This is a genomic window from Caulobacter sp. GW821-FHT10C03, assembly GCF_059415485.1.
In genome coordinates this window covers 190,090-201,618 of record NZ_JBWKNI010000005.1, presented here as the reverse complement: position 1 = coordinate 201,618, position 11,529 = coordinate 190,090, and the positions used below count along the sequence as shown (strand labels likewise).

The 11,529-nt window shown below is 68.5% G+C and carries 12 protein-coding genes; 6 read left to right on the top strand and 6 right to left on the bottom strand.

What is annotated here, in order from left to right:
* Positions 1–55: 55 nt before the first annotated feature.
* Positions 56–517: an EF-hand domain-containing protein gene (locus AC07NG_RS08585; RefSeq protein ID WP_494593330.1), complete on the top strand. Its 462-nt coding sequence runs from the start codon at positions 56–58 to the stop codon at positions 515–517.
* Between the two features lie 6 nt (positions 518–523).
* On the opposite strand, the gene AC07NG_RS08580 is transcribed toward AC07NG_RS08585, so the two are convergent.
* Both AC07NG_RS08580 and AC07NG_RS08575 read right to left on the bottom strand, forming a co-directional pair.
* The gene (locus AC07NG_RS08580) at positions 524–1,234 is read right to left on the bottom strand and encodes an MBL fold metallo-hydrolase (RefSeq protein WP_494593328.1); all 711 of its coding nucleotides are present in this window, start codon (positions 1,232–1,234) and stop codon (positions 524–526) included.
* Positions 1,235–1,309: 75 nt separating this feature from the next.
* On the bottom strand, positions 1,310–2,926 hold the full coding sequence (locus AC07NG_RS08575; protein ID WP_487288239.1) for an amino acid permease: 1,617 nt from the start codon (positions 2,924–2,926) through the stop codon (positions 1,310–1,312).
* Positions 2,927–3,107: 181 nt separating this feature from the next.
* Between AC07NG_RS08575 and hrpB the strand changes: the two genes are divergently transcribed.
* Complete coding sequence (hrpB, locus tag AC07NG_RS08570) at positions 3,108–5,567, top strand: ATP-dependent helicase HrpB (RefSeq protein ID WP_494593321.1); 2,460 nt, start codon at positions 3,108–3,110, stop codon at positions 5,565–5,567.
* A 41-nt stretch (positions 5,568–5,608) separates the two neighbouring features.
* Here the strand turns inward: hrpB and AC07NG_RS08565 are convergent, their stop codons facing one another.
* On the bottom strand, positions 5,609–5,809 hold the full coding sequence (locus AC07NG_RS08565) for a hypothetical protein (protein ID WP_494593319.1): 201 nt from the start codon (positions 5,807–5,809) through the stop codon (positions 5,609–5,611).
* Between the two features lie 219 nt (positions 5,810–6,028).
* On the opposite strand from AC07NG_RS08565, the gene AC07NG_RS08560 reads away from it, so the two are divergent.
* Both AC07NG_RS08560 and gatB read left to right on the top strand, forming a co-directional pair.
* Positions 6,029–6,499: a hypothetical protein gene (locus tag AC07NG_RS08560; RefSeq protein WP_492856047.1), complete on the top strand. Its 471-nt coding sequence runs from the start codon at positions 6,029–6,031 to the stop codon at positions 6,497–6,499.
* A 149-nt stretch (positions 6,500–6,648) separates the two neighbouring features.
* Entirely contained in the window at positions 6,649–8,145 is a 1,497-nt protein-coding gene (gene gatB / locus AC07NG_RS08555; RefSeq protein WP_494593317.1) for an Asp-tRNA(Asn)/Glu-tRNA(Gln) amidotransferase subunit GatB, read from the top strand.
* Positions 8,146–8,229: 84 nt separating this feature from the next.
* Here gatB and AC07NG_RS08550 read toward each other — a convergent pair whose 3' ends face one another.
* Positions 8,230–8,628, bottom strand: coding sequence for a proteophosphoglycan 5 (locus AC07NG_RS08550; protein ID WP_494593315.1), 399 nt, complete (start codon positions 8,626–8,628; stop codon positions 8,230–8,232).
* Between the two features lie 192 nt (positions 8,629–8,820).
* Positions 8,821–9,348, bottom strand: a complete 528-nt coding sequence (locus tag AC07NG_RS08545; protein WP_487288233.1) for an RcnB family protein — start codon at positions 9,346–9,348, stop codon at positions 8,821–8,823.
* A 179-nt stretch (positions 9,349–9,527) separates the two neighbouring features.
* Here AC07NG_RS08545 and AC07NG_RS08540 point away from each other — a divergent pair, with 179 nt between their 5' ends.
* Together AC07NG_RS08540 and AC07NG_RS08535 are read left to right on the top strand one after the other, a co-directional pair.
* Positions 9,528–10,253 (top strand): glutathione S-transferase N-terminal domain-containing protein, encoded by a 726-nt coding sequence (locus AC07NG_RS08540; RefSeq protein ID WP_494593312.1) that lies wholly within the window; start codon positions 9,528–9,530, stop codon positions 10,251–10,253.
* Positions 10,254–10,427: 174 nt separating this feature from the next.
* Positions 10,428–10,706 carry a sel1 repeat family protein gene (locus tag AC07NG_RS08535; protein ID WP_487288231.1) on the top strand — a complete coding sequence of 93 codons (279 nt, stop codon included), beginning with the start codon at positions 10,428–10,430 and terminating at the stop codon, positions 10,704–10,706.
* Positions 10,707–10,770: 64 nt separating this feature from the next.
* Here the strand turns inward: AC07NG_RS08535 and AC07NG_RS08530 are convergent, their stop codons facing one another.
* Complete coding sequence (locus AC07NG_RS08530; protein ID WP_487288230.1) at positions 10,771–11,511, bottom strand: polysaccharide biosynthesis/export family protein; 741 nt, start codon at positions 11,509–11,511, stop codon at positions 10,771–10,773.
* Positions 11,512–11,529: the final 18 nt, after the last annotated feature.

Genomic DNA, 11,529 nt, shown 5'->3' with positions numbered 1-11,529 from the left:
AGGCGCGCAACCTGATCGTGACTCCCTAGCGTCAAATCGCCACGGAGCATTTTCCATGAACCGACTCGCTACCGCCGTCTTCGGCTTGTCCCTGCTGGCCGCCGGGGCGGTCCATGCCCAGCCGGGCCAGGGCGGACCTGGGCGCGGCCCGGACGCCGACGGCGACGGCGTCGTCACCGCCGCCGAGTTCGAGGCCTCCGCCCTGCAGCGCTTCGAGCGTCTGGACGCCAACAAGGACGGCGTCGTCGACGCGGCCGAGATCGACGCGCTCAAGAAGCGCTTCGAGGAACGCGAAGGCGGCAATGGCGGCCCGAGCGGGGGTCCGCCCGGGGGCTTCGGCGGCCGGATGCTGGCCCAGTTGGCCGCGCAGGACGCCGACCAGGACGGCAAGATCACCAGGGACGAGGCCCTCGCCGCCGCCCGCGCCCAGTTCGCCAAGGCCGACAACAACCACGACGGCAAGCTGACCGGCGACGAGTACCGCATGGGACCGCCCGGCGGCGCGCCGCGGCAGTAAGAGGCCTCAGCCCGGCGAGCGGTTCACCGGAGCCGCGTAGCCGGGCCCCTTCATGGCGGCGACCGCCCGGTCGCCAACAAAGGGATTGTTGCGGCGCTCGGCGCCGAAGCTCGACATCGGGCCGTGGCCCGGCACGAAGCGCACGTCGTCGCCCAGCGGCCACAGCTTGCCGGTTATGGCGTCGATCAGGTCCTGGTGGTTGCCGCGCGGAAAGTCGGTGCGGCCGATCGAGCCCTGGAACAGCACGTCGCCGACCTGGGCGAACTTGGTCTCGCGGTGGAAGAAGATCACGTGGCCCGGCGTGTGGCCCGGGCAGTGCAGGACCTCGAACTGGGTCTCGCCCAGGGTGACGACGTCGCCGTCCTCAAGCCAGCGGTCGGGCACGAAGATGCGGGCCTCCGGCACGCCGTACATCTCGCCGCTCTCCTGGATGCGGTCGATCCAGAACTGGTCGTCCTTGTGCGGGCCTTCGATCGGGACGCCGGTGCGGACCTTCAACTCGGCCGCGCCGCCGGCGTGGTCCATGTGGCCGTGGGTGATCCAGATCTTCTCCAGCGTCAGGCCCTGGTCGGCCAGGGCGCGCAGCAGGCGGTCGACCTCGCCGCCCGGATCGATGACGGCGGCCTTCTTGGTCTTGGAGCACCAGACGATCGTGCAGTTCTGCTGCAGCGGCGTGACCGGTGCGATGACGGCGCTGATCGGCGACGGGTTGGTCACGGGGGCGGGCTCCAAACGAAAACGGGCGGGACCCGAAGATCCCGCCCGTCTGAACTAGAGACTACTGTCGGCAGATCAAGACCGTTCCTCGGGCGAACCCGGGGCCGGAGCGCCCGGCATCGGCGGAACCGAAGTGCCCGGCGCCTCGGCGGCCAGTTCCGGCACGTCGATCAGGCCGCGGCCCAGGTGGCTCTTGCGGATGCCGTAGGCCAGGTAGATCACCAGGCCCAGCGCGCCCCAGATCGGCAGCACCAGCATCGCTTCCAGCGGCAGGTTGAAGTAGAGCGCCGCGCAGCCGACCATGGCCAGCGGACCCACGACCCAGACCAGCGGCGTCTTGAACGGACGGTGGCGCTTGGGATCCTTCACCCGCAGCACCATCACCGCGATCGCCACCATGAAGAAGGCGAACAGGGTGCCGGAGTTGGAGATGTCGGCCAGCTGGCCGACCGGGAAGAAGGCGGCCGCGATCGCGACGAACACGCCGGTGACCATGGTCACGATGTGCGGGGTCTTGAACTTCGGGTGGATGGCCGCGAGCTTCTCCGGCAGCAGGCCGTCGCGGGCCATGACGAAGAAGATGCGGGTCTGGCCGTAGATCATCATCAGGATGACCGAGGGCAGGGCCAGGTTGGCGGCCAGGCCCAGCAGGTTGCCGACCACGGGCCAGTTGATCTCGCGCAGCACGTGGGCGAGGGCTTCGTTCGAGCAGACCAGGCTGTCCTTGTTGGCGGCCAGCGAGCAGGCGGCCTGGAAGGCGGCCGAGCCGGGCTGGATGGCCGAACCGTCGGCGCCGAGCACGGGCTGGGCGCCGATGGCGCCGATCGCGCCGGAGGCCACCAGCAGGTAGAAGACGGTGCAGAGCGCCAGGCTGCCGATCAGGCCGATCGGGACGTTGCGCTGCGGGTTCTTGGTCTCTTCGGCGGCCGTCGAAACGGCGTCGAAGCCCACATAGGCGAAGAAGATCGAGGCGGCGGCGCCGACGATGCCCATGCCGCTGGTGCCCTCGGGGCCGAACCAGCCGTTGGGGGCGAAGGGCGAGAAGTTGCCGCTCTTGATGGCCGGGATGGTCAGCACGATGAAGGCGGTCAGGGCGGTGACCTTGATGGCCACGAGCACGGCGTTGACGCGGGCGCTTTCGGTGGTGCCGATGACCAGCAGGGCGGTCACGGCCAGGGCCACGACGATGGCCGGGATGTTGACGATGCCGGCGCTGAAGTCGGCGACGGGAATGAAGCCGTGCATCGACCAGGCCGGACCGGCTCTAAGCAGGGCTGGCCACTGGAACCCCAGGGCGTTCTCGATAAGGCCGAGGAAGTAGCCCGACCAGCCGGCCGACACGGCGCTGGCGGCGACGGCGTATTCCAGGATCAGCGCCCAGCCGACCATCCAGGCCAGCGGCTCGCCCATCACGGCGTAGGAGTAGGTGTAGGCCGAGCCCGAGACGGGGACCATCGAGGCCAGTTCGGAGTAGCAGAGCGCGGCGATGGCGCAGACGGCGCCGGCGATCACGAAGCTCCAGATCATCCCGGGGCCCGCCTTCTGGGCGGCCGCAGCGGTCAGAACGAAGATCCCGGTGCCGATGATCGCGCCTACCCCCAGCAGCGTCAGCTGGATCGGTCCGAGCGAGCGATGAAGGGATTTTTTCTCAGCCGTCGCTAGGATCGCATCAAGCGATTTTACGCGCCACATAGTTCCTCCTGGATAGGCAAGACTCCCCCCCGGGGGTCGCCTTTAGAAAATTTTGCGGACGGTGACCCGTTTATGAGCATGGGGTCAAGGCCGCGCCGCCGAAGCGCGTAAATGTTCTCCCGTGGGCAGGCTAGTCCAGTCCTGCTTGGCGTTGATCCCCAGCCCAGCTAAAGCCGGCGCGATGCTGCCCATTTTTCAGGCCATTCCCGCGCTCAAAGGCGCCTTGAGCGACCGCGAGACCGCCGTTCTCGTCGCCCCGCCCGGGGCGGGCAAGACCACGGCCGTTCCCTTGGCGCTGCTGGGGGAATCCTGGGTCGGCGACGGCAAGATCGTCATGCTGGAGCCGCGCCGCCTGGCCGCCCGGGCGGCCGCCGCGCGCATGGCCCAGACCCTGGGCGAGGCCGTCGGCGAGACGGTGGGCTTCCGCGTGCGCCTGCAGTCGAAGGTGTCGGCCAAAACGCGCGTCGAAGTGGTCACCGAGGGCGTCTTCACGCGGATGATTCTCGACGATCCGGGCCTGGACGGCGTGGCCTGCGTGATCTTCGACGAGTTCCACGAGCGCAGCCTCGACGCCGACCTGGGTCTGGCCCTGGCGCGCGACTCCCAAGGCCTGCTGCGCGACGACCTGAAGATCCTGGTGATGTCGGCCACCCTGGACGGCGCCCGCGTCTCGGCCCTGCTGGGCGACGCGCCGGTGGTCGAGAGCCAGGGGCGAATGTTCCCGGTCGAGACCCGCTATCTGGGCCGCGACGACCGCCCCCAAGCAACAAGAATGGGCCTCGAAGAGCGGGTCGGCCGAGCGGTCGAGCGGGCTCTGGCCGAGGAGACCGGCAGCGTGCTGGTCTTCCTGCCGGGCCAGGGCGAGATTCGCCGGGCCGAGAGCTGGCTGGCCGAGCGCCTGCGCCGTCCCGACGTCGATCTGGCGCCGCTCTACGGCGCGCTGGACCCGGCCGAGCAGGATCGCGCCGTGCAGCCGGCCCCGGTCGGCCGCCGCAAGGTGGTGCTGGCCACCTCGATCGCCGAGACCAGCCTGACCATCGAGGGCGTGCGGGTGGTGATCGACGCGGGCCTGTCGCGCGTGCCGCGCTTCGATCCGTCCAGCGGCCTGACCCGGCTGGAGACCGTGCGCGTGGCCCGCGCCGCCGCCGACCAGCGCCGGGGCCGGGCCGGCCGCACCGAGCCGGGCGTCTGCTACCGCCTGTGGGACGAGCCGGAGACCCGCGCCCTGACGCCCTTCGCCCGGCCCGAGATCCTGGAGGCCGACCTGTCGCGCCTGGCCCTCGACCTGGCCCGCTGGGGCGCCAAGGACGCCGAGGGCCTGGCGTTCCTCGACCCGCCGCCGCGCGCGGCCTTCAGCGAGGCGCGGTCGCTGCTGACCCGTCTTCAGGCGCTGGACGCGGCCGGCGGACTGACGGCGCACGGCAAGGCGCTGTCGAACATGCCGCTGGCCCCGCGTCTGGCCCACATGGTCGCCCGCGCCGCCGCTTCCGGACAAGCGCACCGCGCCGCCGAGATCGCCGCCGTGCTCAGCGAGCAGGGCCTGGGCGGGCGCAGCGTGGATCTGCGCCAGCGACTGGAGGGCTTCGGCCGCGACCGCACGCCGAGAGCCCGCGACGCCCGCGCCCTGGCCGAGCGCTGGTCGCGTCAGGCGGGCAGGCCCAGCGGGGCCGATCCCCTGGACGACGCCTTGCTGCTGGCCGAGGCCTATCCGGAGCGGGTGGCCCGGGCGCGCGGCAAGCCGGGCGAATATCAGCTGGCCAGCGGCCGCGGCGTCTATCTGGAGCCGACCGACGCCCTGGCTCGCGAGACCTGGCTGGCCGTGGGCGAGCTGGGCGGCGGCGAGGCCCGCGACCGCATCCTGCTGGCCGCGCCGCTTGATGAAGACGCCTTGCGCGCCGCCTTCGCCGACCGCCTGGTCGCCGAGGACCGGCTGGAAACCAGCGGCGGCGGCAAGCTGCGCGCCAAGCGCCTGCTGCGCCTGGGCAAGCTGGTGGTCGACGAGAAGATCATCGACAGGCCCGACCCGGCCCTGATCGCCGGCGCCCTGGCCGACCAGGTGCGGGCCGACGGCCTGGCGGCCCTGAAGCTGGGCGAGCGGGGCAGGGGGCTGCTCGACCGCGTGGCCTTCCTGAGGGCTAACGATGGAGACGCCTGGCCGGACCTGTCGGAAGCGGCCCTGGTCGCGCGGCTGGACGAATGGCTGGAGCCGCTGCTGGCCGGCCGCTCGTCATTGGCCAGCCTCGACGAGGGCACGCTGGAAGCGGCGATCAAGACGCTGATCCCGTGGGACATGCAGGGCAAGATCGAGGCCCAGGCCCCGGCGCGCTTCACCGCCCCGACCGGCTCCAGCTTCGCCATCGACTACGGCGCCGAGGGCGGCCCGCGCGTCGAGGTGCGGGTGCAGGAACTGTACGGCGTCGCCGAGCATCCGGCCGTCGCCCACGGCAAGGTCCCCCTGACCCTGGCCCTGCTGTCGCCCGCCCACCGCCCGATCCAGATCACCAAGGACCTGCCGGGTTTCTGGAAGGGCTCCTGGCGCGAAGTGAAGGTCGAGATGAAGGGGCGGTATCCGCGCCACGTGTGGCCGGATGATCCGGCCAGCGCCGCGCCGACGACGCGGGCGAAGCCGCGGGGGACGTGAGGCGACGATCGCGCAGGCCTCGGATCGACCTGTAGAACGCTCTATTGCGCTTGATCGACGGTCAGCGTCGTTTTCACGCCAGCCTCCGGAGCGCCGTCCATACGGGCGCGGCGATCGGCCTCCTTTTGCTTGTCCTTCTTGGCTTGATCATGATGCCACTTGATCGAGAAGAACATGCCGACGCCCAGCACGATGATCTTGAGTGGGAAGAAAACGATAGGAAACAGGTTTTCCCAGTCCACGACTTCACTCCACCAAGATTTTTGAAAAATGCTGCGCGTCGCTTTTCTGAAGCGTGGGGTGTCTACCAACTTTGTTCGTTCAGGTGTCGTGGACAAAGTGTCCAACCGCGATAGCCAGCTTGGTGTCGGCTCCCTCCTCGGAGCGAGCGCGGGCTCGACACCACCTTGGGGCGCGCTTATGGCTAAGCTTTCGTGTTCGTGGAGCGTTGGGGGAATTGGATGCGTAGGTTTCTGATGTCGCTGAGCGTCGTGGCGGCGCTGGCCGGAGCTGTGTCTTCGGCCCAGGCCGGCGAGCACAGCGAGGCGATGGGTAAATGCCTGGTCGACTCGACGTCGCCGAAGGATCGCGAGGCGCTGGTCGTGTGGATCTTCGCGGCGATGAGCACGCACCCCTCGGTGGCGGCCTACGCCAATATTACGCCGGAACAGCGGACGGCGATGTCCCAGCGGACCGCGACCATGATGCAGCGGCTGATGCTCGTCGACTGCCGCAAGGAAACCACCCAGGCGCTGCGCGAGGACGGCGCCGACGCGATCGGGCAAGCCTTCGAGGTTCTGGGCGGGACGGCGATGGAAGGGCTGATGAACGACCCCAAGGTCGCTGCGAGCCTGGCGGAGCTGCAGGGCTTCATGGATGAGAAGGCGTTCGAGGGGCTGATCAACGAGGCGGCCAAGCCCGCCGCCAAGTAGTGGTGGCACGGCCGGCGCGAGCAGGAGAATTCCGCTCCGAACCTTGCCTTCAACGACCCCTGCGGTGCATGAGGAACCCCTGACACGGCGAGGCCTGCTTCGCCGCCCGCGCTAACCGGCCTTCCGGCGACGGAGGGAGGATAAGAGACATGACCGAAGCTGCTTCGAAAGTGATCAAGGGTCGCACCGGCGACTGGGAAATCGTGCTGGGCCTCGAGGTCCACGCCCAGGTGGCCAGCAAGTCCAAGCTGTTCTCGGGCGCGGCCGTCGGCTTCGGCGCCGGTCCCAACGAGCAGGTCAGCCTCGTCGACGCGGCCATGCCGGGCATGCTGCCGGTGCTGAACGGCTTCTGCGTCGAGCAGGCGGTGAAGACGGGCCTGGGCCTGAAGGCGCAGATCAACCTGAAGAGCCGCTTCGACCGCAAGAACTACTTCTATCCCGACCTGCCGCAAGGCTATCAGATCAGCCAGTTCGACCAGCCGATCGTCGGCGAGGGCGTGGTCGTGGTCGAGCGTGACGACGGCACGACCTTCGACGTGCGCATCGAGCGCCTGCACCTGGAGCAGGACGCCGGCAAGTCGCTGCACGACCAGGACCCGAACGCCACCTATGTGGACCTGAACCGCGCGGGCACGGCGCTGATGGAGATCGTCTCCAAGCCCGACATGCGCACCTCGGAAGAGGCGGCCGCCTACGTCAAGAAGCTGCGCACGATCCTCGTCTATCTGGGCACCTGCGACGGCGACATGGAGAAGGGCAACCTGCGCGCCGACGTCAACGTGTCGGTCTGCCGCCCCGGCGACTACGAGAAGTTCCGCGAGACCGGCAGCTTCAAGCACCTGGGCACGCGCTGCGAGATCAAGAACGTCAACTCCTACCGCTACATCCAGCAGGCCATCGAGTACGAGGCTCGCCGCCAGATCGAGATCCTGGAAGACGGCGGCGTGATCGACCAGGAAACCCGCCTGTTCGACCCGACCAAGGGCGAGACCCGCTCGATGCGTTCGAAGGAAGAGGCGCACGACTATCGCTACTTCCCCGATCCGGACCTGCTGCCCCTGGTGCTGGACCCGGCCTGGGTCAAGTCGATCGAAGAGACCCTGCCGGAACTGCCGGACGCCAAGAAGGCGCGCCTGCAGAGCCAGTACGGCCTGTCGGCCTACGACGCCGGCGTGCTGATCATCGAGAGCGACCGCGCCGACTACTTCGAGGCGGCCGCCAAGGGCCGCGACGCCAAGCTGGTGTCGAACTGGGTGACCAACGAGCTGCTGTCGAAGCTGTCGTCGGGCGGCCACGAGATCGCCGCTTCGCCGCTGCCGTCGTCGGACATCGCCCAACTGGTCGAGCTGATCGAGAACGGCACGATCTCGTCGAAGATCGCCAAGGAGGTCTTCGAGCACATGTGGGCCGGCGAAGGCCGTCCCGCCGAGATCGTCGAGAAGCGCGGCCTGGTCCAGATCAACGACACCGGCGCCATCGAGGCGGCGATCGACGAGCTGATCGGCGCCAACCCCGACAAGGCCGCGGCAGTGAAGGAAAAGCCCCAGGCCATCGGCTGGTTCGTCGGCCAGGTGATGAAGGCCACCGGCGGCAAGGCCAACCCGGGCACGGTCAACGACCTGCTGAAGGCGAAGCTGGGTCTCTGACCCTCAAGCCTTGCGGACAAAATGAAAGGGCCCGTCGCGCAAGCGGCGGGCCCTTCTCTTTTGGGGGACTCGAACAGCCACGCTCTATTGGGGCGTGGACGGGTCCTGCGGCGTCGCGGACGAGGAGGCGGCCGCGTCGTCGGCCGACTTCTTGTGCTTCTTGGCCTTCTTGGCGGGCTTGGCCGCGTCCTCGGCGGCCGGGGCGGTGGTGGTCGAGGTGTCGCCCGGCGCGGTGGCCGAAGTGGGCGAAGCCGCGCCCGTGGCGCTGTCGGCCTGCGGCGTCGTGCTGTCGGTCGTGGCCGGCACCGTGGTCGAGGCCGACGGGTCGGTGGTCGTGGTGGTCGACGAGCCCCAGCTGCCGGCGCCGGTCGAGGGCGGGGTCTGGGACGACGGATCGGCGGGGGTCTGCTGGGCGAGGGCCGATCCGGCGTAACCGGCGGCGGCGAGGGCGAGGACGGCGGCGGTAATGCGCAAGCTCTTCATCGGTAAGCGCCTTCGTGGCTGCGGCGTCGGACTGTGACGCGGAGCGAACGCTGGGGGCGGCTTGCGGCCGAAATGACCCCGCAATCGGGCTTTGCGGCCGCATGCATGACGCGCGCGCGGCGAGCATGGCGCAAAAACGGCGCCCCAGGTGGAGTTCCCGGGGCGCCGCAAGAGCTTCTAGATACCAGTGATCTAGTTGTTGATGATCTCGAAGATCAGGCCGGTGGCGATGGCCGCCAGCACGTAGTCGTTGCCGGTGCGGTACCAGTAGTAGCCGCGCGGCGGGTGACGCAGGTGATAGCGGCCGTAGTCGTGAACGACGTAGCCGCCGCCGCGATAGTAGGGCGGCAGGTAGCCGCCGCGGCGCCAGGCGCTGTAGCCGGGGCGATAGTCCTGACGGCCGTAGTAGTGGGCCGGCGGGGCGCCGTAGTACCAGCGGTTCTGGTAGTAGTAGCCGTTGTAGCGACGGTCGTCCCAGCCGCGGTTGTCGCGACGGTCGTCACGGCGGTCCCAGCGGCTGTCGCGGCGGTCATCGCGCCTATCGTCGCGGCGATCCCAGCGGCCATCCCTACGATCGTCCCGACGGTCATCGCGGCGGTCGCCGCGGTCGTCATGACGGTCCCAGCCGCCGCGGCCCTGCGCCGAGGCGTCGGTGGCCATGGCGGCCATCGGGCCGGCGACCGAGGCCACAGCGGCGATGGTGAGCAACAGACGTTTCATGTGGACGTCTCCTTGTGGTCAGCGGTCGCCTTCCGGCGGCCAAGTCCCTCGACCTTGATGACCACGATGAGCTCCGCCGTCTGAACCCTCGCTGAACGGTCATGTCAGGATGCGTCTTGGCGTCGCGCGCCCGCATGGCCATGTTGGCGCGCAAGAACAGAGGTTCTCGGGAGACGCGCATGACCAGCCCCATCGAGCTGCACTATTGGCCCACGCCGAACGGCTGGAAGATCTCGATCGCCCTGGAGGAGATGGGGCTGCCCTACGAGATGGTCCCGGTGAACATCGGCACGGGCGAGCAGTTCAAGCCGGAGTTCCTGGCCATCAGCCCCAACAACCGCATGCCGGCCATCGTCGATCCGCAGGGACCCGACGGCCAGCCGCTCTCGATCTTCGAGTCCGGCGCGATCCTGCAGTACCTGGGTCGCAAGACCGGCCAGTTCTATGGCGAGAGCGAGCGCGACCGGGTCGGCATCGACCAGTGGGTGATGTGGCAGATGGGCGGCCTTGGCCCGATGGCCGGCCAGACTCACCATTTCCGCCAATACGCCCCCGCCATCATCGCCGACCAGAGGCAGCTGGCCTATGGCGCGATCCGCTACACCAACGAGACCCACCGCCTGTACGGCGTGCTCAACAAGCAGCTGGCGGGGAAGGATTTCGTCTGCGGCCAATTGTCCATCGCCGACTTCGCGATCTGGCCGTGGGTCGTGCTGTGGAAAAATCAGGGCATCCAGATCGAGGAATTTCCGGATTTGAAGGCCTGGTTCGACCGGGTCGGCGAGCGTGACGCCGTCCAGCGCGGCTTCAAGCTGGGGGCGGAGCTTCGCGCCGGAGGCCTGCAAGCGTCTGGAAAAGCTGCGGAACAGGCCCGCAGTGTTCTGTTTGGCCAGCGGGCTCGTTAACCAACCATATACCGGAGTTTATCAGGCGTAACTTCAATGAACGAGGCGTGTATTCGCGCCTCGATTCATGATCTCTGCGCGCTTAACTATATGTTCAGCGAGCGAGGTTTTCTCTGTGTTCATGGCCGAGCTGAACCACTGGGGTGAGCTCGGGAGGACTGGGGAATTGAAGTCATGATGATGAGCATCGAACCGCCCGCCGCCGTGATGGGCCTGCCGCTGCCGAGCGCCGAGTCGACCGGCGACGAACTGTTCCGCATGGGCATGCTGTATTCGACCGGCCAGGGCGGCGCCCCGCTGGACTACGTCTCGGCGCACATGCTGTTCAACCTGGCTGCCATGCGCGGTTCGGTCGAGGCCAAGGTCTATCGCAAGGAACTGTCGCAAGAGATGGCCAGCGAAGAAGTCGCCGAAGCCCAACGCCAGGCGCGCGAATGGCTGGCTCACGGCTGAACCACGGTTCAGCCGTTCTACCTCTCGGGCCGGACGCCTCTGGATCCGGCCGTGATTTTCTAGACTAGTTGCTTAAGCCGTTGATCGCGTAGCTGAAGCTGATCGGCAGCAGGTCGCGCAGATACTGCTGCATGAAGAGACCCGCCTCGGACGCACCGCTCCGGGGCACGTAGACGATGTCGAAGCGGCGAAGAGGCACCAGGTCCACGCCGCGCGGATCGGTCAGGCCCTGCAACAGGTTGGCGGTGCGCATCATGGCCCGGCCATCGGGGCCCCGCCGGATGATGATCACCTGGCTGCGCTTGGACGAGCTCTTGAAGCCGCCGGCCTGGATGACGGCCCGCAGGGCGTCGCCGTCGCCGGTCATGTCGTAGACGCCGGGATTGCCGACCTCGCCGCCGACGAACACCTTGAGCGGCGCCGTGCTCTTGACCGAGACCTGCACCTGCGGACGCAGCAGCTGGCGGCCATAGGCCTGGGTCAGCGAGGTTTCCAGTTCCTCGATCGTGCGGTCGGCGGCCATGACCGGACCGACCAGCGGCAAAGCGACGCGGCCGTCCGGCTGAATCACGGCCGACTTATTAAGCTCCGTGGCCGAAGGTACGCTCACCTCGATCTCGTCCCCCGGATAGAACCGGTAGGCGGGCTCGGCCTCGCTCCAGTCGGCGTAACCGATATTGGGAAACTGGCCGGTGGGCCGCGCGGCGGGCGTGATCGGCTCGCCGTCGATGTGGCCGCAAGCCGATAGGCCGCCGCTCGCGAGCGTCAGGGCCAAGGCGGTGGAGAGAGCGATGCGCCGATCCATGCGACGGTTCTTACCAAA

Coding starts and splice junctions, on each gene's coding strand:
- AC07NG_RS08550 (WP_494593315.1), bottom strand. CDS start 8,628: ATGAAGAGCTTGCGCATTACCGCCGCCGTCCTCGCCCTCGCCGCCGCC.
- AC07NG_RS08545 (WP_487288233.1), bottom strand. CDS start 9,348: ATGAAACGTCTGTTGCTCACCATCGCCGCTGTGGCCTCGGTCGCCGGC.
- AC07NG_RS08585 (WP_494593330.1), top strand. CDS start 56: ATGAACCGACTCGCTACCGCCGTCTTCGGCTTGTCCCTGCTGGCCGCC.
- gatB (WP_494593317.1), top strand. CDS start 6,649: ATGACCGAAGCTGCTTCGAAAGTGATCAAGGGTCGCACCGGCGACTGG.
- AC07NG_RS08530 (WP_487288230.1), bottom strand. CDS start 11,511: ATGGATCGGCGCATCGCTCTCTCCACCGCCTTGGCCCTGACGCTCGCG.
- AC07NG_RS08540 (WP_494593312.1), top strand. CDS start 9,528: ATGACCAGCCCCATCGAGCTGCACTATTGGCCCACGCCGAACGGCTGG.
- AC07NG_RS08535 (WP_487288231.1), top strand. CDS start 10,428: ATGATGATGAGCATCGAACCGCCCGCCGCCGTGATGGGCCTGCCGCTG.
- AC07NG_RS08560 (WP_492856047.1), top strand. CDS start 6,029: ATGCGTAGGTTTCTGATGTCGCTGAGCGTCGTGGCGGCGCTGGCCGGA.
- hrpB (WP_494593321.1), top strand. CDS start 3,108: ATGCTGCCCATTTTTCAGGCCATTCCCGCGCTCAAAGGCGCCTTGAGC.
- AC07NG_RS08575 (WP_487288239.1), bottom strand. CDS start 2,926: ATGTGGCGCGTAAAATCGCTTGATGCGATCCTAGCGACGGCTGAGAAA.